This is a genomic window from Marinilabilia sp., from assembly GCF_016278715.1.
Taxonomy (GTDB): Bacteria; Bacteroidota; Bacteroidia; order Bacteroidales; family Marinilabiliaceae; genus Marinilabilia.
In genome coordinates this window covers 14,578-34,285 of record NZ_JADQBH010000174.1, presented here as the reverse complement: position 1 = coordinate 34,285, position 19,708 = coordinate 14,578, and the positions used below count along the sequence as shown (strand labels likewise).

The 19,708-nt window shown below is 42.1% G+C and carries 21 protein-coding genes; 12 read left to right on the top strand and 9 right to left on the bottom strand.

The annotated features are described in order from the left end of the window. The 3 genes from serS to ruvC all read left to right on the top strand — a co-directional run. Positions 1-1,199: serine--tRNA ligase (gene serS / locus QZZ43_RS11235; protein WP_291859152.1), on the top strand; the 1,199-nt coding region annotated here is incomplete at its 5' end. 42 nt (positions 1,200-1,241) lie between these two features. Then, positions 1,242-1,556 (top strand): DUF4286 family protein, encoded by a 315-nt coding sequence (locus tag QZZ43_RS11230; RefSeq protein ID WP_291859149.1) that lies wholly within the window; start codon positions 1,242-1,244, stop codon positions 1,554-1,556. An 8-nt stretch (positions 1,557-1,564) separates the two neighbouring features. Then, positions 1,565-2,125 carry a crossover junction endodeoxyribonuclease RuvC gene (ruvC, locus tag QZZ43_RS11225; RefSeq protein ID WP_291859146.1) on the top strand — a complete coding sequence of 187 codons (561 nt, stop codon included), beginning with the start codon at positions 1,565-1,567 and terminating at the stop codon, positions 2,123-2,125. Positions 2,126-2,279: 154 nt separating this feature from the next. On the opposite strand, the gene QZZ43_RS11220 is transcribed toward ruvC, so the two are convergent. The 3 genes from QZZ43_RS11220 to QZZ43_RS11210 form a co-directional block, all read right to left on the bottom strand. Then, entirely contained in the window at positions 2,280-2,672 is a 393-nt protein-coding gene (locus QZZ43_RS11220) for an HIT family protein (RefSeq protein ID WP_291859143.1), read from the bottom strand. A gap of 40 nt (positions 2,673-2,712) precedes the next feature. Further along, on the bottom strand, positions 2,713-3,186 hold the full coding sequence (greA, locus tag QZZ43_RS11215) for a transcription elongation factor GreA (RefSeq protein ID WP_291859141.1): 474 nt from the start codon (positions 3,184-3,186) through the stop codon (positions 2,713-2,715). Between the two features lie 157 nt (positions 3,187-3,343). Next, a complete protein-coding gene (locus tag QZZ43_RS11210) occupies positions 3,344-3,826 on the bottom strand; it encodes a hypothetical protein (RefSeq protein ID WP_291859138.1) in 483 nt (160 codons plus the stop codon). Between the two features lie 102 nt (positions 3,827-3,928). On the opposite strand from QZZ43_RS11210, the gene QZZ43_RS11205 reads away from it, so the two are divergent. Continuing rightward, complete coding sequence (locus QZZ43_RS11205) at positions 3,929-4,399, top strand: Rieske (2Fe-2S) protein (protein ID WP_291859134.1); 471 nt, start codon at positions 3,929-3,931, stop codon at positions 4,397-4,399. Between the two features lie 268 nt (positions 4,400-4,667). Here QZZ43_RS11205 and ahcY read toward each other — a convergent pair whose 3' ends face one another. Together ahcY and QZZ43_RS11195 are read right to left on the bottom strand one after the other, a co-directional pair. After that, positions 4,668-6,068, bottom strand: a complete 1,401-nt coding sequence (gene ahcY / locus QZZ43_RS11200; protein ID WP_291859131.1) for an adenosylhomocysteinase — start codon at positions 6,066-6,068, stop codon at positions 4,668-4,670. Positions 6,069-6,775: 707 nt separating this feature from the next. Then, positions 6,776-7,732: a bifunctional riboflavin kinase/FAD synthetase gene (locus QZZ43_RS11195; protein WP_291859128.1), complete on the bottom strand. Its 957-nt coding sequence runs from the start codon at positions 7,730-7,732 to the stop codon at positions 6,776-6,778. Positions 7,733-8,331: 599 nt separating this feature from the next. Here QZZ43_RS11195 and QZZ43_RS11190 point away from each other — a divergent pair. Together QZZ43_RS11190 and QZZ43_RS11185 are read left to right on the top strand one after the other, a co-directional pair. Beyond that, positions 8,332-9,426, top strand: coding sequence for an HU family DNA-binding protein (locus tag QZZ43_RS11190; RefSeq protein ID WP_291859125.1), 1,095 nt, complete (start codon positions 8,332-8,334; stop codon positions 9,424-9,426). A 53-nt stretch (positions 9,427-9,479) separates the two neighbouring features. Beyond that, complete coding sequence (locus QZZ43_RS11185; RefSeq protein ID WP_291859123.1) at positions 9,480-10,646, top strand: glycosyltransferase; 1,167 nt, start codon at positions 9,480-9,482, stop codon at positions 10,644-10,646. Positions 10,647-10,823: 177 nt separating this feature from the next. On the opposite strand, the gene QZZ43_RS11180 is transcribed toward QZZ43_RS11185, so the two are convergent. From QZZ43_RS11180 to QZZ43_RS11165, 4 genes are all read right to left on the bottom strand, one after another. Next, positions 10,824-11,711, bottom strand: a complete 888-nt coding sequence (locus QZZ43_RS11180; protein ID WP_291859121.1) for a metal ABC transporter permease — start codon at positions 11,709-11,711, stop codon at positions 10,824-10,826. Positions 11,712-11,761: 50 nt separating this feature from the next. Next, positions 11,762-12,502 (bottom strand): metal ABC transporter ATP-binding protein, encoded by a 741-nt coding sequence (locus QZZ43_RS11175; protein WP_291859117.1) that lies wholly within the window; start codon positions 12,500-12,502, stop codon positions 11,762-11,764. 11 nt (positions 12,503-12,513) lie between these two features. After that, positions 12,514-13,440 carry a zinc ABC transporter substrate-binding protein gene (locus QZZ43_RS11170; RefSeq protein ID WP_291859114.1) on the bottom strand — a complete coding sequence of 309 codons (927 nt, stop codon included), beginning with the start codon at positions 13,438-13,440 and terminating at the stop codon, positions 12,514-12,516. Positions 13,441-13,569: 129 nt separating this feature from the next. After that, the gene (locus QZZ43_RS11165) at positions 13,570-13,995 is read right to left on the bottom strand and encodes a Fur family transcriptional regulator (RefSeq protein WP_291859111.1); all 426 of its coding nucleotides are present in this window, start codon (positions 13,993-13,995) and stop codon (positions 13,570-13,572) included. 146 nt (positions 13,996-14,141) lie between these two features. Between QZZ43_RS11165 and QZZ43_RS11160 the strand changes: the two genes are divergently transcribed. The 6 genes from QZZ43_RS11160 (at position 14,142) to QZZ43_RS11135 (ending at position 19,659) form a co-directional block, all read left to right on the top strand. Next, a complete protein-coding gene (locus QZZ43_RS11160) occupies positions 14,142-14,507 on the top strand; it encodes a response regulator transcription factor (protein ID WP_291859107.1) in 366 nt (121 codons plus the stop codon). A 54-nt stretch (positions 14,508-14,561) separates the two neighbouring features. Then, positions 14,562-15,782 (top strand): YaiO family outer membrane beta-barrel protein, encoded by a 1,221-nt coding sequence (locus tag QZZ43_RS11155; RefSeq protein ID WP_291859104.1) that lies wholly within the window; start codon positions 14,562-14,564, stop codon positions 15,780-15,782. Then, positions 15,783-16,820: a hypothetical protein gene (locus QZZ43_RS11150; protein ID WP_291859101.1), complete on the top strand. Its 1,038-nt coding sequence runs from the start codon at positions 15,783-15,785 to the stop codon at positions 16,818-16,820. A gap of 9 nt (positions 16,821-16,829) precedes the next feature. Then, positions 16,830-18,257: a glycosyltransferase gene (locus QZZ43_RS11145; protein ID WP_291859099.1), complete on the top strand. Its 1,428-nt coding sequence runs from the start codon at positions 16,830-16,832 to the stop codon at positions 18,255-18,257. Between the two features lie 42 nt (positions 18,258-18,299). After that, positions 18,300-18,950, top strand: a complete 651-nt coding sequence (locus QZZ43_RS11140) for a hemolysin III family protein (RefSeq protein WP_291859096.1) — start codon at positions 18,300-18,302, stop codon at positions 18,948-18,950. A 307-nt stretch (positions 18,951-19,257) separates the two neighbouring features. Next, positions 19,258-19,659 (top strand): response regulator, encoded by a 402-nt coding sequence (locus tag QZZ43_RS11135; protein WP_291859093.1) that lies wholly within the window; start codon positions 19,258-19,260, stop codon positions 19,657-19,659. Positions 19,660-19,708 lie beyond the last annotated feature (49 nt).

The following is a 19,708-nucleotide window of genomic DNA, read 5'->3' as shown; positions in this document are numbered from 1 at the left end:
CTGAGGAGATTGTGTCTGAAATTATTACTGCCGATAACGACAGAAAAGCTACGCAGGCGGAAGCAGATAAAAAGCAGAATGAGCTCAATACTTTATCCAAATCTATTGGTGAACTTTTTAAATCGGGGAAAACCGATGAAGCCAATGAAGCGCGGGCAAAGACCAGCGATCTGAAAGAGGAAATTCGTGTCCTGAACTCCAAACTGAGTGAAACAGAGTCAGGCATTCAAAAATTATTGGTTCAGGTTCCTAACCTTCCGCACCCTTCTGTTCCTGAGGGAAAAGGAGAAGACGACAATATGGTGGAGCGCGAGGGAGGTGAAATTCCTAAATTGGAAAATGCGTTGCCGCATTGGGAACTGGCAACCAAATACGACCTTATCGATTTCGAACTGGGGACAAAGCTGACAGGTGCCGGATTTCCTGTTTACAAGGGATGGGGCGCTAAACTTCAGCGCGCACTTATCAACTTCTTTCTTGATGAAGCTACTAATGCTGGTTACAACGAAGTGTTACCGCCCCTGTTGGTTAATGAAGAGTCCGGTTTCGGAACCGGTCAGTTGCCCGACAAAGAAGGCCAAATGTATCATGTTACCGAGGATAATCTTTATCTGATACCTACTGCTGAAGTACCGGTAACCAATATTTTTCGCGATGTTGTACTGGACGAGAAAGAGTTGCCGGTGAAAAAGTGTGCTTATTCAGCCTGTTTCCGTCGCGAAGCCGGCTCTTGGGGAGCCCATGTTCGGGGATTGAACCGGTTGCACCAGTTTGATAAGGTGGAGATCGTTCAAGTGGCTCATCCCGATAACTCGTATGACGTGTTGGAACAGATGGTCGCCCATGCTCAGTCCCTTGTGGAAAAGCTGGAACTCCCCTGGCGCATTCTGCGTCTCTGCGGAGGAGACTTGAGTTTTACGTCCGCCCTGACGTTCGACTTTGAAGTCTATTCTGCAGCACAGGAACGTTGGCTCGAGGTCAGCTCTGTGTCTAATTTCGAAACCTATCAGGCCAACCGTCTGAAATTACGTTTTCGTAAAGCCGGGGAGAAAAAACCACAATTGGCGCACACGCTTAATGGTAGTGCTTTGGCGCTTCCCCGTATCGTTGCAGCTATTTTAGAGAACAATCAGACTTCCGAAGGCATCAGGGTTCCTAAAGTTTTGGTTCCGTTTATGGGGACTGAAATGATAAAATAGACGCCCCCTAAATCTCCCCAAGAGGAACTTTATGAATAGGATATGACAAATAAAAGAAATATTTTCAACGCTTCTTTTTACACTACTGAAGATTTTCGTTCTGATTGGGAAGCCTGGCTTCAGGAGACCTTTTTCCCCTTCGTGTCGGAACAGGTGCCTGGAAGCAGTAGAGAGATTTTTGAAGTGGAGTCGGATGTAAATCAGGAAATGTTGGTTTTCTCTGTTCAGATACGTTGCTCCACCTCTGCGGAATTGAAAGCTTTACAGCAGGAATCGGTGCCCGTTTTCAGTGAATTTCGGGCGCGGTTTGGAGAAACAGTAACCAACTTCAATTCTGTATTAATTAAGATAGACTAAGTGCCCTTATGGCCAAAGTACCCGCTGAAAAAATTATTCTCGGAATCGACCCCGGTACCACGGTGATGGGGTACGGGATTATTGAGGCAAAAGGGAAAACTCCTGTGATGCTTGCCATGGGGGTGCTTGAGCTGTCCAAATACAGTGATCACTATCTTAAATTGCAGAAGATTTTTGAGCGGGTTGTCAGTTTGATAGATTATTATCATCCCGATGAGCTTGCCATTGAAGCACCTTTTTACGGAAAAAATGTGCAGTCGATGCTCAAGTTGGGCCGTGCACAGGGCGTTGCTATGGCTGCGGCCTTGTCTCGCTCATTGCCCATCTTTGAGTATGCACCTTTGCGTATAAAGCAAGCAATCACTGGAAGGGGAAATGCCTCTAAGGAACAGGTAGCCTTGTTTCTTCAACAGTATTTGAAACTACAGGAAATGCCCAAATATCTTGATGCTACCGATGGTTTGGCGGCGGCTGTTTGCCACTTTTTCCAGAAGCAAAATCTCGTAAGCAGCGGAGGTGCAAAAAGTTGGAAAGAGTTTATGAGACAGAATCCCGGAAGAGTGAAATAATGAACCCTGCCTCAAGACACATTTCTGTGTATAAATTTTTCACAATTCATTAACTCCCCTGTATGCGAAGGGCCTGGGGAGACCCAATAAAAAAGCCGTCCCCGAAGTTTTTATGCTTCGGGGACGGCTTTTGAAGGAATATGTGATTCACTTCTTAAAAACCGGCTCTTATTTTTTCTGCTATTGCTTCCATTTCTTCTTTGGATAACTGCAGTTTTGGTTTGGAAAAACTAATATCCGTTTCTGCATTCAGTGGTACCAGGTGGATGTGCGCGTGAGGAACTTCGAGCCCCAGAACTGCCACTCCAATCCGTTTGCATGGCACGGCTTTTTCAACTGCCAGTGCTACCTTTTTGGAAAATACCACCATATCGGCCAGTAACCTGTCATCCAAATCGAAAAGATAATCGGTTTCCTGTTTGGGAATGACCAATGTATGTCCTTTGGCTAATGGGTGGATATCCAGAAAAGCAAAGAAGCGTTCGTCTTCTGCAATTTTATAGCTGGGAATTTCTCCTGCTACGATTTTGGAAAATATGGTTGCCATAGATTTATGTTGATAAAAAAGAGATTTCTTAAACCTAAAGTTACAAAGAAATATCTATGATCTCAAAAGGAACCATTCCAGATGGGACTTTAATTTCTACTTTGTCACCAACCTTCTTTCCCATTAATCCTTGCGCAATGGGAGTAGATACGGAGATTTTTCCAGCTTTGAGGTCGGCTTCGGATTCTGATACCAGAATATAAGTCATTACCGAATTGTTTTTGAGGTTTTTGATTTTCACCTTGTTCATCATCTGAACTTTAGAGGTGTCAATTTTTGACTCATCAATAATGCGGCTGCTGGCAATTGTTTCTTTGAGTTTTGCAATACGCATCTCAAGCATGCCCTGCGCTTCTTTGGCTGCATCATACTCGGCATTTTCCGAAAGGTCTCCCTTGTCACGAGCCTCGGCAATTTGCTTGGAAATACTTGGTCGTTCAACCGATTCCAGCTGAACCAACTCTTCCCGAAGCTTTTTTAACCCTGCCTGGGTTATGTAACTTACATTAGACATTGTTTAATCCTCCTATTTATTTGAATATTGTTTAGTGGGTATATAAAAAGAAAAGAATCCCTGAGACTATATTATAGTCCGGGACTCTTTGCTACAAATTTAGCAAATGTTGTTGGGAAAAAAAAATTAAGTCCGGACAATGACGAAGTGGAAGTTCCTAATAATCGGGTCTTTTGAGAATTTCGGAGTAAATAACTGCTTCTTTTAAGTTGAACCAGTCGTTTAAGTTAGTCTGATCCTCTATTTTTTCTCTCAAAGTTCCCGACTCTTCCGATTTTAGATTTTCCTGTCTTCCCGGTGCTTGATTTTTTCTTTGTCGACGGGCGTCTGTGGGAGATGCACTGGCTGTAAATACGTAGTCCTCTTTCACAAATGGTGCACCTTTCAGATTCTTAATCCCCTTATCCACCACAACCGGGTTTTCTTTTGGTTGCTGCTTCCGGGGACTTTCCTGGGGTGTTGGTTCTTCATCCTCAAAGATTTCTTTAAAAGGACTGAACACTTCATCAAACGGACTTCGCGATTCGCGATCTTCGGGCACAGGTATTTCATCGCGTTGAGGCTTTTTCTTTCTCAGAGCCGACACGATGAAAATAGCCACCATAATAATGATGTATATTATTTCGCCAAAGTCATCCATTCAATGAATTCTGTTTGTTTGGAATAAAGTCCTAAATTAGCCCCAACTTTTTAAATAACCAAAGAAAGTGCTTTAATTTTGTAAGCAAGATATCGTTTTTCTATGAGTAAATTATTATTTCAGCGTGTTAGAGCCTTTCGTCTGAAAGCGATTATTTTTACTGCTTTGTTTGTTTTTAGTTCTTGCGGTGATGCAGAACGTGATGATTTTCCCAGACGAAATTTCACGGGATTTTTTGACTTGCGTTTTTCCGAGTATTCTCAAAACGTTTTTACCGCATTTAGGGATATGGATGGAAACATGGTAGGCGTTAATGGCATTGTTGTGTATAACTCGGGTGGTACTTATTTTGCTTTTGATCTGATGTGCCCGCATGAAAAAAGTTCGGGTTGCAGTGTCACGGTTGATGTTGAAAACGACCCGTCGATTGCAGTGTGTGAATGTTGCGGTTCCCGGTTTTTACTGGCATCTCCTTTGGGTGAAGTAATTGAGGGACCTGCCAAACAAAATTTACATGTTTATGATGCAGAAGTAAATGTCAACAATATTTTGGTTGTATTCTCAGGATATTAATTATTCATACAAATCGCTGAACCTCTGAAATCTAATGATGTATTGAGAAATACTGATGCCCGGTGAAAATATTTATATTACCTCTACCCCACATGAAACATAAAGAACAGCGTTCATGGCGAACAACGCGAAGCAATCTCTTTTCAAGAAATAAGTTTCTTCGGCCATCCGTGATATTGAAACCAAGGTGTAAAAAAAACGAGCGATAAGTCACATCGCCCGTTTTCTTTTTTTATTCCATACTCGTCGAAAACGAATGGGTCTTTTTTTAATATCGGTAATGTTCCGGTTTGTAAGGGCCTTCGGTTGAAACGCCGATGTATTCTGCTTGTTCCGGGGTGAGTTCGGTCAGTTTAGCACCCAGTTTTCCGAGGTGCAAACGGGCTACTTCTTCATCCAGTTTTTTGGATAATGTATATACGCCAATTTCGTAATCGTTTTGCCACAAATCCAACTGTGCCAGTGTCTGGTTGGTGAAAGAGTTACTCATCACGAAACTGGGATGGCCGGTGGCATTTCCAAGGTTGACCAAACGACCGCGTGAAAGCAGAATTATGCCGTGTCCATCGCTGAACGTAAACTTATCCACCTGTGGTTTGATGTTGGTTTCTTCGATTCCGGGAAGGTTTTCCAGTTTTTCCACCTGTATTTCATTGTCGAAGTGCCCAATGTTACAAACAATGGACATATCCTTCATTTGCCCCATGTGTTCAACGGTAATAATGTCGCGGTTACCGGTAGCAGTAATGAATATATCTGTTTCTCTTACGGCATCTTCGATGGTAGTTACTTCGTAACCTTCCATGGCGGCCTGGAGTGCACAAATAGGGTCAATTTCTGTAATCAGCACGCGGGCTCCAAAACCACGCATACTTTGGGCACAACCTTTACCCACATCGCCGAAGCCACAAACCAGAACGGTTTTTCCGGCTACCATTACATCGGTGGCTCTTTTTATGCCATCGGCCAGGCTTTCCCGGCAACCGTAGAGGTTATCAAACTTTGATTTGGTTACAGAGTCGTTTACATTGATGGCCGGGAAGAGCAGCTCTTTACGTTCCATCATTTGGTACAAACGATGAACGCCGGTGGTAGTCTCTTCGCTGACACCTTTCAGACCTTCGGCCACTTTTTGCCAACGGTCACTTTTGTTGGTATGCTGACGCTTGAGCAAAGCCATCAGCTCACGAAAATCTTCACCCTCTCCGCTATAGTCTTTTTCCAGGATAGAAGGATTTTTTTCGGCTTCCACTCCTTTGTGAATCATCATGGTGGCATCTCCGCCGTCGTCCACAATCAAATCGGGGCCCTGACCATCGCCAAAATTAAGCGCTTGTTCGGTACACCACCAGTATTCTTCCAGGGTTTCACCTTTCCAGGCAAAAACAGGTACGCCGGATTTTGCAATGGCTGCAGCCGCATGATCCTGGGTAGAGTAGATGTTACAGCTGGCCCAACGTACATCAGCGCCAAGTGCTGTTAATGTCTCGATCAAAACAGCCGTCTGAACGGTCATGTGAAGGGAGCCCATGATTTTTGCTCCACGCAAAGGGGCTTCTTCTGCATGTTTTTTGCGAAGGGACATTAATCCTGGCATTTCCTTCTCGGCAATTTCTATTTCCTTACGGCCAAAATCGGCCAATGATATGTCTTTTACTTTGTAATCCATATGTTTATAATGTGTGTTGTTGCTATGTTTCTAATTATTGGAAAACGTCTTTTAAGCAAATTGTTCAGCTTAAAAACGTCATGATTCGTTGAGCTTCTGCAGGTGCCTGATGAGTAAAGGCCTGAAAATGAGGGCCAATGATTAAAGCTCCTTTGTAATTAAAACTTTGCGTCATCGCGTCTCTGCGTTTAGGCTTTTTTTAACGGACTATTGTTTCAAAAACTTTTTACAAAAATCAAAGTGCAAAGTTACAAAATAGATATGACATCTAATTAGTCTCCTTTAAAAAGCATTTTTAGTGCAAAATTCTTCGTTATTAAAACTTGTTGAATGTTTATTGGCAGAGAGTTAGTTCCTGTGCTAAGACTTTTAAAACTTTGGGTTTTTCAAAATATTTCTTTTTAACCTACCCTCATTTTATAAAACCCCAGAAAACTTCAAGTCTGAATGTTTATTGCAAATTTCTGGCTTTCGGGAAAGCAATCTCAATTTTCTATTGGTTAGTGGTAATTTTCAATAGATCTTTAGATATTAGATGAAAGATGCTTCGTGCAGTCTTGAGATGCTGAATTTTAACAAGCAAACACCGTTGGTGTAAACAGATGACTTGCAGTGCATTGAGAAGGTTCAATGAAGTATAAAATTTTGAAAGTATTTTAAAATTGGCGAAGAATTGGTTTGAAGTCAGGTTACAGAGCGGGCTTTATTTATCGGCCAGACATCAGAATACCTTCTTTTTTTAGTGCACTTCGAACATCTGTCTCATCCTTTCTCAGTCGCTCTTTAAGCGCCTCCAGGCTAGGGAATTTTATTTCGGGACGGGTACGCATGATAAATTCCACGCTAATTTCTTCAGCGTAAACCTCTTTTTGGAAGTCAAAAATGTGTACTTCCATCGTTTTATCACTGTTTTCCGGGTCTATTGTTGGGCGGCTTCCCACATTTAGCATTCCACCGTAACTTTTACCAAGTAAATGCACTTTGCAGGCATATACTCCGTCGTGCGGAACAAGTTTTAGTGAATCATCCATGCTGATATTTGCGGTAGGGTATCCCAGTTGTCTTCCCAGACGTTTTCCTCCGACAATGCGACCTTTCAGAGAGTAGAAACGTCCCAGAAGTCTGGAAGCTTCCCGAACATCACCATCGGAAATATATTGACGGATGGCTGTGGAACTTGGCTTAACTCCGTCAATGGTCACCGGGCCGAAAAAATCAATCCCAAATTGATTTTGCTCTGCCAGTTTCAGTAACTCCGGTTTTGAAATGCCTCCATGTCCGAACCGATGATTGTAACCAGCCACAAGATGTTTGATGCCGATTTTCTGAACAAGGAATTTTTGGATGAAATCTTGCGCTGAGAGACCGGAAAACTCTTTGGTGAAAGGGAGTATGATGATGTGGTTGATGCCGGCTTCACTCAGCAACCTGGTTTTCTCCTCAAGAGTGGTCAGGAGATGTAGCTTGTCAGAGTCATGCCCCAATACCACTCTTGGGTGTGGCCAGAAAGTCAGAACGACAGACTCTCCGCCGATTTTTTTAGCTCTCTGAATAACTGAGGACAGAAGAGCAAAGTGCCCTTTGTGGACACCATCAAACATTCCCATAGTAAGAACAGGCCGGGTTGCATGAAACCCTTCGATATCTGATTTGATTTTAACCATTGCTTAAGCTTACAGTTGCGGCCATGCCGGTTGATGTTACTCCGAAGTTGGCGCAAAGTTACAAATGTTTATCGGGTCAGCCCAAAAAACTGTTTTTTCGACCAAAATGATTTGTTTACCAGATTAATATTCAATAGGTCCGGGTACTAATGTAACAATAGCTCGTTAGATTTTCAGATATTAGATGTGAGACGGATTGTATTATGTTGAAAAACAACGATTTAACGCCTTGTGCGTTATTGTTTCAAACAATTGCCTGACAAGCTGTTACGAAAGTTTAACGGAGTATTGAATGTAAAGAATTAGGAATTAATTTTTTGTGTGTAATTATTTGGGACATCAACACGGAAGCTTCAGGCATTGGTTTTTCTAATCGTTTTTTTCTTTTCCGAAATTTCGGAATCAACGGTCGATTAACATTGAATCTTTTGCGTTTTTAGTTGCTATTACCCGGTTGACGGATTAGATGCTGGTTTCTTTAAAGAGTTAGGTCAAAATGACAATTTATTAATTGAGAAATAGCAAAGAATTTTATTTTTGTATAAAACTCGCTATATTTATTTTCTGAAAATGATTGTATTAAAAACCATTAGCCGGTTATGGAACAATATTTACTCGAATTAATAAAAAGCAATAACAGGGTTATTGTACCCAATTTTGGCGCTTTTATCGTCTCCCGGGATGCCGGAACTACCGTGTTGTTCAACAACTTTCTGAGTTTCAACGACGGTCTGCTGATTAATCATATCAGCAGCCAAAAAGGTATTGAAACCACGGAAGCGACTGATCTGGTTTCGGATTTTGTAGATATGGTGAAGAAAGAATTGGATGACAACGGTGAATACATCATCGAAAAGCTAGGAACCTTCACCAAGGATCAAAACGGGATATTGCGTTTCACGCAAGATCCACACCTGGCAAAGTTGTTGCCTGACGAAACGGAAGAAAAGCCAAAAAGTGAAGAGGGTCAATTGTTGGATATTGACAGCAACGCGACTACTGAACCAACGCCTGATGAGAAGCAAAAGGATAAAGAGTTAGAAGAAAAGAAACCTGTTGCCGGAAGTAAAAAAGACAGCAAGCTTCTTAATCTGGATGAGAAAAAAGAGGAGCCGGCAAAAAAGCAGGTCCCTCAGTCTGAAAAAAAACCGGCTGAGAAGAAAACGCCGGTTGCCGGAGCTTCCGGTGGTCGTACAACAGGGCGGTTTGAGGAGAAACGAAACGGACTTCCGCCATGGCTTATTGCATTGCTTATCCTTATTCCCATTGTGTTAATTATCTTGTATTTGTTTTTTTGGCGCGACTCGGGGAAGGATGAACCAGTAAAAGTTGCTAAAAAGGAAGTTGTGGACTCAGCGGCTGTCAAAGCTGCTGCTGACAGTATTGCCCTGGTAACAGCACAGGAAGAGGAGCGATTAAAGAAAGAAAAGGAGGCCCGCGAAAAAGCTGAAGCAGAGAAAGCGAAAATGCGCAAACATCATATTATTGTAGGAAGCTTTAAAGATGAAACCAATGCTCTAAAATTGGTAAAAAGACTTAAAGAAAATGGTTTTGAAGAGGCCCAAACCTTATCGCACAATAATATGGTACTTGTAAGTGCCGAGTCGTATGAATCGTTGCTGAAGGCCAGAGAGGCTCAGGAGCGGGTTTTGCAGGAGAAACAAATGGAAAACTGGATTCTTACCCGGAAATAATATCTTTCAATTTTGTTTTTCAATACCGGGAAATTAGTTAGTAATTTAAAAATATGCGGGTGGTTGTTGTTTTAAACAAAGCCACCCGCTTCTCTTTCGTAATGGATTGGATCGCTGTTTTTACTTTTATTCTGGTTGCAGGCTATGCGGCTTTGATTGTGTATTTCCTGAAAGGATGGGGTCTCCTTCCCGAAATTAATACTAGGCACCGCTCCCGGCGGAGTGTCTTTATTTCGGTGGTTATTCCGTTTCGAAATGAGGAAAGAAATCTGGAAGCTTTAATAGATAGTATCAGCAGACAGCGGTTCTCATTTCATCATCTGGAAGTCGTGATGGTTGATGACCATTCTGCAGACAACGGGGTGGAACGGTTACATGAGTTGCAACGCAGGTATCATTGGCTGAGGGTGGAGTTTTCCTCCGGACACGGAAAGAAAGCTGCCCTCCGACATGGCATTTCGGCTGCGACCGGTGAGTTGATCGTAACAACCGATGCAGATTGTCATTTTGGAAGAGCATGGCTGCAGACCATCTCAGAAACGTATATCAACCAAAATCCAGACATGCTTATCATGCCGGTTGGGATGGAGCAGGGAAATGGTTTCCTGGGTGCATTTCAGCAAAATGATTATCTGGCACTGCAGATGGTTACAGCGGGAGCTGCCGGATGGAATGTCCCGGTGATTAGTAGTGGTGCCAACCTGGCTTTCAAAAAGAAATCGTATCTCGAAACTGCCCGGAAAATTCCTGGAGAAGAATATTTATCCGGGGATGACGTTTTTCTTCTTCATGCTTTTAAGGTTGAAGGATTCAGGATTGTTTATCTGAAATCGGCACAAGCGATGGTAAAGACAAATCCGGCCAAAAGCCTGAAAGATTTTCTTTTTCAGCGTATGCGATGGGGCGGGAAAAGTAAGGGATATACTGATGTGTGGGCCAGAATGATAGCGTTGTTGATATTGTTGACCAACAGCTGGCTCACTATTCTTCTTTTTCTGATGTTTTTCAATGTTTCTTATGGGATTATCTGGCTGGCAGCCATGATGACTAAAGTACTTGTAGATCGTATGTTGATAAACCGGGGGAAGCACTTTTTTAATGTATCGTCTGATTTGCCACGATTTTTAGCCTTTTCCTTTCTGTATCCTCCTTACATCTTGGTTGCCGGGATTGGCAGTATTTTGTTGAAGGAACGCTGGAAGGACAGGACAGGAAAGTAAGTATTTTATCAATCGTGGAGTGTTTAGCTTAAATTACATGCTGGACCTTTAGCGTTGATTGTTTCTTTCATCCGAAAAAGCTGCAAAAAGATGAGCTATTGAGTCTCTATCCCACTTTTGGCTTCTCTGAGGCTGAAATTCAAAATCCGTTTAACCTTGACATCAGTCAATACCTTTTTATTCTTTTATGTGTGGTTCATGTATTGAGTTTTTTTCTTCCCCGGTGGCTGAACTTTTTCTGGTTTTTTTACGCTTCCTTAAAATAATGGCAACACCTTTTGATATTAGAAATTGAAGTGTGAGAACAAAAATGATGGCTGCACTTCCGGGAATATCAAATATCGAGGCTGTGATTAATCCAAGGATTGAACCACTGATTCCAAAAAGTACCGAACCTTTGATAATGCCGGAAAACTTACCGGAAAAAAGAAGTGCTGTATTTTGGGGAATCGTAAAAATGCTTAACACCAGAATGATGCCCATCACACGAATGGACAACACAATAGCAATTGCCACAAGTATTGCCATGCTGTTTCGGATTAATGTAACCGGAAGTCCGCGGGTGCGCGCAAATTCTGGGTCGAATGCGGTGTAAACAATCGGTCGGGAAAAAATGACAAAAAACAATGATGTAAATAACAACACTACTGCAAGAACAATAATGTCAGCCATTCCCACCGATAGAATACTTCCGAAAAGAAAACTCATTAAATTGGGCGTATAACCCGGGGTGAGGAAAACAAAAATTATTCCCAGGGCCATTCCCAGGGACCACAGGATTGCGATGGCACTGTCCTCCCGAATTTTTCCATGCGTTGAAATCCATTCTATTCCCAATGAGGAAGCAATGGCAAAAGCAACCGCTCCCAGAAAAGGGTTGAGTCCAAAAAAGTAGGCTATTCCGATACCCCCAAAGGAGGCGTGTGTTATTCCACCACTGATAAAGACCACCTTGCGGCTGACAATGTACGTGCCAACCAATGCTGCAAGTGCACTGGTGAGGATTGCCGCCATTAAGGCATTTTGGAAAAACTGGTACTCGAAAAGGGATAGAATATTTTGCATGGCGATCTCTTTTTTGGGAGGATTATTGTTTTGTGTTTGAATTCAGAAATTTATCCGTGATTTTTCAAAACCCGGTGAGGAACCGGTCCATGTGCGATCAGGTCTATTGGGCAGTTGTAAACTTTCAGAACCTCGGCAGAAAGCACATTGGATGGATGATAGTGGAGCGATCCGTTCACGCAGGCAATGGTTTTAACCATAGATGAGATGGTGCCTATGTCGTGCGATATCAGGAATATAGCCATGGTTTTATTTAATTGTTCCAGCAAAGAATAGAGCTCCCCTTCAAAGCTTCGGTCAACAAAAGTGTCGGGTTCGTCAAGCACGAGAAGTTGAGGGTCATTTATGATAGCTCGTGCCAGTAACGCCCGTTGAAACTGACCACCGGATAATTCTCCGACCGGTTTGTTGGCAAGACCGGAAAGTCCTGTTTTCCGAATAAGATTGTCTGCTTTTGCTTTATGCTCTTTTGCCAGAGATTTCCACCAGGTTCGAGGCGTTGCCATGCCTGACAGGATTACATCTTTCACGGTTACCGGGAATGAGTGGTCAATATGTGATATCTGAGGAAGATATCCGATGTTGGGTCTTTCACCAGGAAATGTTACTTCTCCTGAAAAGGGTTTTAGGATGCCCAGCAGAACTTTTGAGAGTGTAGTTTTTCCTCCCCCGTTGGGACCGATTACTCCCAGGAAATCTTTTGGGAAAATGTCAAGGTTGACATCCTTCAATACGGGAGTTCCGTTGTAGCCTGCGGTTACCTTTTTTATGGAAACCAGTGGTTGTGACATAAATAGTTTGTTTAATAAAGGTGATTTTTCAGATGTTCGTTTAGGCCATTCATAATCTCCGGCCAATTATATCCCAACGGATTGATGGAAACTAAGGTCGCTCCTGTGGCTTCACGAACCATTTCTGCATTTCGCTTGTCAAACTCCATCTGGATGAAAATGATTTTGATATTTTCTTCTAAAGCCCGATCAATCAATTCTCTGAGTTGTTGGGGAGTGGGCTCTTTTCCCTCATACTCAATGGAAATTTGTTCCATCCCGTAATCACGAGCAAGATAAGTTAAGGCTGGATGAAAAATCATGAATTTACCTGAATCTTTTTTTTCGGACAACGCGATAAAACTATTGTGAATGGTTTCAACTTCGGTGAGTAATCTCAAATAATTGTCCTCAATGGTGTTTTTATCTTGCGGGAAGTGCTTGATTAATATGTCTTTTAATCCCGGAAGAAAACTCATGACCTCTTTTGGCGACATCCAAATATGAGGATCCACTCCGCCCTGATGAACATGCTCTCCATGGTTGTGAGCGTCTCCTTTGATGAGGTTAATGTTCGCGGATAAATCGATAATTTCCATATCCGGGTTCAGTTCTTTTAAACGATGCATCCAGGCTTCCTCGAAACCCAGGTGACCGGCCTGAACATAAACACGGGCCGAGGATAAAGCCATCAACTGGCCTGTGGTTGGAGAGTAGGTTGCCGGACTGGAGCCCATGGGAACCATAACATTGACCGGCACTTTTTCTGAAGTTAATCTTTCCACAAAATACCGGAATGGCTCAATAGTAACAGTAACTCCGTTCTGGTCTGATTTTACTGATGAGCATCCTCCCAACAGAAAAGTGATGAGCAATGCAATTCCTAAGCTGTAAATATTTCCTTTTATCATGGTTGTTGTAGATATGACGATTGGTTTTTCTTGTGATAACAAATCCATTTTTATATGATGAACGTTAGGTTTAAGACTAAAGTTAATTCAAATCATTGACCTCTTGAAATGTGCTGTTTGTATGACAATGTTAGTTCTTCGGGTATGCCGTTAACATTTTTTTCCTCCGGCCTCCAGCTAACGTTCCTTTTTTGTAGAACAGTTGTCACAAACACCTTCTACCACCAGGCGGGCCGAAGAAAATTGAAAACCTGACGGCAGATGCGACAAATTGACATCGAGCTGAGGCATACACAGTAATTTGTGACATTGGGTGCAATAAAAATGGGCGTGATCACTTTTTCGAAAGCGACCTGCAATTTTGTATTTCTGTGTTTCCCCGTCCAGCACGATTTTATGAACAATACCTTTTTCCGTGAAAAGTTTTAGCGTGCGATAAAGCGTAACCCTGTCGGTCTCGGGAGGCAGTTTTTCTTCAATCTCTTTTTGCGTGAGCGCCACGCCATCGCCCCACAGGTGGCTTAGAACCTGCTTTCTTATTGCTGTTCCGGCCAGTCCATGCGTTTTCAAAAAAGATACAGTGTCCTCTTTCTTTGCAACCATGTTGTAATATTAAATCATTCTAAACAAATATGCAACCATGTTGCAATGTTTTTTGCGCCACCACCGGGGAAATTACTCGCTATAATTTGACGAATAACCTTTTTCCATTGATAAACGTATAAAAAATGTATTTAAAACCAAATATTATGGCAAACATCCTTGTGTGCGAAGACGACAGACTGATTGGCCGCATAATTGAGCGTAAACTTATGGACGAAAATCATAAAGTCAAGGTCGTTGAGAACGGTAACCTGGCTATTCGAGAGCTTAAAGGTCAGATTTTTCAGATGGTTATTTCAGATGTTATGATGCCGGTAAACAGTGGATTAGATGTTATAAATTATCTGAGAAATGTGTTGAAATCGAATATTCCCATCCTAATGGTTTCTGCGCTTTCGGAGGACGATAATATTCAGGATGCCCTGCGCATGGGAGCCAATGATTATGTTTCCAAGCCGTTTAGTGTAAACGCTCTGAAGTCGAAAGTTAGTCATTTGTTAAAAAATCAGTAACTATGCTTTTGGCAACTTATTTAGAAACTGTTTCTGAATAACCAATGACACCCTATGAAAAAGTTTTTACTATTTACTTTTATTTTAACATCCTTTGCGGCAACAGAAATATCTAGCCAATCAATCGACTCATTAAGACAGGTGGCATGGTCAGGTGACTATGCTAAAGCCAGGAAGTTGTGCATGGAGCACAAGGAATATCCTGAAAATTCAGAATTCCTTTTTCTTGCAGGACAGACTTTCTATTGGGAGAACAATCTTTCCCGGGCCCGTGAATTCATGAACGATGTGCTGGAAAAGACACCGGGGCACCTTGAGGCTCATGTTGTACTTTCGTCGGTTTTAGTTGCGCAAGGAGAAATGAGTGAAGTTATCCGGGTTGCTGGCAGAGGTCTAGAACTGGATGGGAACCATGAAGAATTGCTTTACAACCGGGCTTTTGCCAATGCTGACCAGGGGCATCTGAAAGAGGCAAGAATTGACCTGGAAAGGCTGCTGAGGTCAAATCCGAATCATAAAAAGGCGCTTGAGCTGAAAGACTCTCTTGAAGGGTTTAAAGTACCGGGGTCTTTCGGGGTTTATCAGTCACTTCAAACTTCGAACACTCCATTTGAACGAAATTTATGGATTACTACTGCAGAAGCACCTGTAGGAGATAAGAATATAAAGATCATACCTCGTTTAAGTTTCGGAAATTTACAAATTGATAACAGAAAACTAAGCGGAAGTCAGGCCGGACTTGATATTTATCCACTCACCGGTCCCGATTCTTATATGTACATTCATTATGCCTATTCGGAGGCTGAGATTTTTCCCGTTCATCGTTCGGCATTGGAATGGTTTCAAGGGCTTTTGAAAGGGTGGGAGGTGTCAGCCGGAGGCAGGTATTTGTTCTGGAATGAACACAATCTTTTCTTCACCATGTCGGCAAGCAAATATGCAGGGAAGTGGATGCCAGGAATTCGATTGTTTTTTGCACCCGAATCGAACAACGAAATTACGGCAGTAGCTTCTGTTCGGAAATATTTCCACAATGAAAAGACCTTCATTCATACTTATCTGAGTTATGGGAACAACCCTGACAGAATGGAACAACAGGCAGACCTTATGACGGATACAAAGACCACAAGGATGACAGGAGGCGCATATGCTGTGTTGAAGATTGGAGGGCCTCTTTATGCAAGACTGTTGGCTGAATTTAGTACAGAGGAGTATGTCCCCGGTGAATGGAGAAACGTTTTGCTGGGACAAATCGGACTGGAATATAAGTTTTAAATGATGGACAGACTTATAGAAATCATAACAAGCACTAATGCCAGCGACACACTGTTGTTTGTGGCTTCAATGGTTATTGTGATGACTTTTGTAATTGTTGTGGTAACCATGTTTCTTTTGATGCGTCAGTATTTCTTCCGGATTCAGGAAACCCGGATACTTAGGAAAAGTCAGAAATACAATGATCTGCTTATTGACTGTCTTTTTTCTGAGGATCAGGATGTAATTGAAAACTGCAAATTAAAGGGCAATGGGGGAGGAAGAATTTTATACCAGTCCGTACTGTTTTTGATGCACAATCTCAATGGAGATTTTTCCGGAAAAATAAGGAAGTTATTCTATCAATTAGATCTTGATAAATATTTGAGGAGGGATTTGAAAAGCCGAAGATGGTGGCGGGTTACTAAGGGCCTCAGAGATGCCAGAACGATGGGTTATGACGGGGCAGTTGATGTTGCCAAAAGATTTATTAATTCACCTAAACTGGAGTTAAGAGTCGAAGCACAGATTACCCTGATGGCACTTAAAATTCATGAGCCTTTCGAGTTTTTGAATCAGTTGAATCGACCGTTTTCGAATTGGGCCCGTATTCAGCTATATCAGGAATTAAGCAGATGGGAGCAAAAACCCGATGCAACTCCCTGGTTACAGGCCTCCAATCCGGGAGTTTTGGAGTTTGCTTTGCGGGTAATGGGGTTGTTGAATCAGAAAGCTGATCGCCGGGATGTAGTGCCGCTCCTTAGCAATGAAGATCTGCGATTAAGGGCTGAAGTTGTACGTTATGCTGCTTTGGTAATGGATAAGGACTTATGGATGAATGCCGCCATGAAGTATAAAGTTGAAGCCGGCGAGGTCCGGGAAAAACTTGCCCAAACTGCCGGAATGCTGCCTGGTGTTCCATTCATCTTGTTGATGGATTGGTTTAATTGGGAAAAATCTACTGTTGTGAAAATTGAGCTGGCCCGAACGCTGCTTATTTACGGCAAGGACGTTGGTCTGAGTCAGGGCGAAATGAATGCATTGGGGACAGTAGCTTAATTATTTTCTATGGGACAACTTTTTTATTTTCCATTTGCTATCGACTTGGCAGTTACTATTTATGCCGCTCTTGCTTGTGTCTCTTATTTGGTTTTGGCTTTTTTGGCTGCGCGTGAATTGCAGCTTTATAAGAAGAAGTCCGAAACAGGAAATCAAAACATTATTTTATCTTCTCCTTTTGCACCTACCGTTACGGTCATTGCCCCCGCTTTCAACGAGAGTCTTTCAATTGTGGATAATATTAAAGGTCTGCTGGCATTGAAGTATCATAAACTGGAAATTGTGGTTGTTAATGATGGAAGCAAAGACGATACGCTGGAAAAAGTAATCCGGGAATTTGATCTTGAAAAAGTTTTTTATCCATTTGATTATGAAATAGGATGCAAACCTATTCGGGGCGTTTATAAGTCGGGAAATATGGCTCTTGATAAGCTGATGGTCGTGGATAAAGAGAATGGAGGAAAGGCAGATGCACTTAATGCAGGTATTAATGTTACCCGCAGCGATTTGTTTATGGCTATGGATGTAGACTCGCTTATTGACCGGGAGGCAGTTTTGAAGTTGGTAAATCCGTTTCTTAAAGAGACAGGAAAAAAGGTGATTGCTACAGGAGCTGTTGTTAGAGTTGCCAACTCATGCAGGGTAACAGGTGGAAATGTTTCTAAAGTGCATGTGCCGCGAAACCTTTGGGCACGTTTTCAGGCATTGGAATACATTCGTGCTTTTTTGATTGGTCGGATGGCATGGAAACATATTGACGGTCTGCTGCTTATTTCAGGTGCTATCGGTATGTTTGATGTTCAGACAGTAAAAGCATGTGGGGGCTATCTGAGTTCTACGGTTGGTGAGGATATGGAATTGTTGGTTCGAATGCGCAGATATATGAGTGAACAAAAAAAACCCTATGCAGTGGATTTTGTTCCGGATCCACTATGTTGGACAGAAGTTCCGGAGTCGGTAAAAAGTCTGGGGAGGCAGCGCAATCGGTGGATGCGGGGCACCATGGATACCCTCAGATTTCATAAGAAAATGTTTCTGAATCCTCGCTACAAAACAGTGGGAATGCTTGGATACCCTTATTGGTTGGTATTCGAGTGGCTTGCGCCCATCGTGGAATTTATAGGATTTATTTATTTTGTTATGTTGGCTGTGTCAGGTAATATTAGCTGGAACTACGTTATCATCCTCCTCACATTTGTTTACCTTTTTGCTGTAACGATGTCTTCATGGGCTATTCTGCTGGAGGCATTTACTTTTCATAAATATGACAAACCTTCTCATATCGCGTCTTTTCTTTTTACAGCAATGTTGGAGCCGTTGATTTACCACCCGCTCACTGTTTGGTGGGGAATACGTGGTAATATCGATTACTTCAGAGGAAAATCAAGTTGGGGAGTGCAGGAGCGAAAGGGGTTTGCAAGGAAGAAAAAAGGATGATTTCCGGCAGTATGTAACCTGTAATGTCGTATTTTTGCATCCATGTCGAAATCACAGATAACGTTAAACGCTTACACGGCCTCCGAAGAGAAACTCAATATTGCTACGCACGGCCTTGGGTTTTTGCTGAGTCTGGCAGCATTGGCTGCTCTTTTTCGGAAATCCGTTGAGCTACAGTCTTTTTGGCATTGGATGGGCTATATGATCTATGGATTTAGTCAGATAGTGGTTTTTGGTGCATCCACTCTTTATCATTCCGCGACTAAACCACGCAGAAGGTATCAGTTTAAAATACTGGATCACGCTGCCATCTATATTTCCATTGCCGGTACTTATACTCCATTTACGCTAATTGTTATCCGTAATGACTGGGGCTGGCCTGTATTTATTACGGTCTGGATTATGGCCCTTGCAGGGGTGATCTTGAAAATATTCTATGCAGGACGGTATAAAGTTTTGTCAACCATTGGTTATGTTGCGATGGGGTGGGTGATGATCATTGCCATCCGGCCTTTGATGGAGCATTTGGCCTTGGCCGGATTGCTTTGGATTGCAGCAGGTGGTGTATTGTACACCGTTGGCGCGGTTCTTTATCAGATTGGAAAGATTCCTTACAACCATGCCATTTTTCATTTTTTTGTTTTGGGTGCGGCCATTTGCCACTTTATTGCTGTATTTAAATATGCTGTTTAAATTGATAAGATTAGAAGCTGGAAGTTAGAGATTAGATAAAGGGTCATCAATGTCCGGTAAAGAAAAGTGAAGCGAAGCAATCTCAACCTTAATTTTTGATTTTTTTCGGACACGAGTGAAAAAGGTTATAAATCTTAGCCCGAAGGTTCGGAGTTGGTTTACCGGGTTTTGGATAGGATTAACAACATACGAATAAATGATTCGATGAGAATAGAATTCCTGAAAACTGTCTTTGACGAAATGATTGTTTTATTTGATTAAGAAACAAAATTAATTGACCAGCGTATAAAAAAGAAATTGGAACTGAATGAGTGAGAGAATAGCTTCCATATTGATTTGTGAGGATGACCGACTGATGGCTGAAATTGCAGAACAAGTGCTTTCAGAAGGTCAGGTTGAACTCAAGGTAGTTGGCAATGGAGCTTTGGCAATTGATGAATTAAAAAAGAAAACCTTTGACCTGGTCATTACTGATTCGATAATGCCTGAACGAAGCGGCCTGGAGGTTGTCAGTTTTATTCGGAAGCATCAAAGAATGGATACACCTATTTTGATGATTTCAGGAATGTCGGAGTTGAAAAATATTAAAGAGGCTAAAGAAAAAGGGATCAATGATTTTCTTGCAAAACCTTTTACAGCCGAGAAATTGAAAAGAAAAGTCCAGCAACTTCTAAAAATGAATCCTTTCGTTTCCAGATTGGTGCTCTAAAATCAGAAAAAACTGTATTCTTTGCAGAATAAGGTCTATGTAAAGTAAT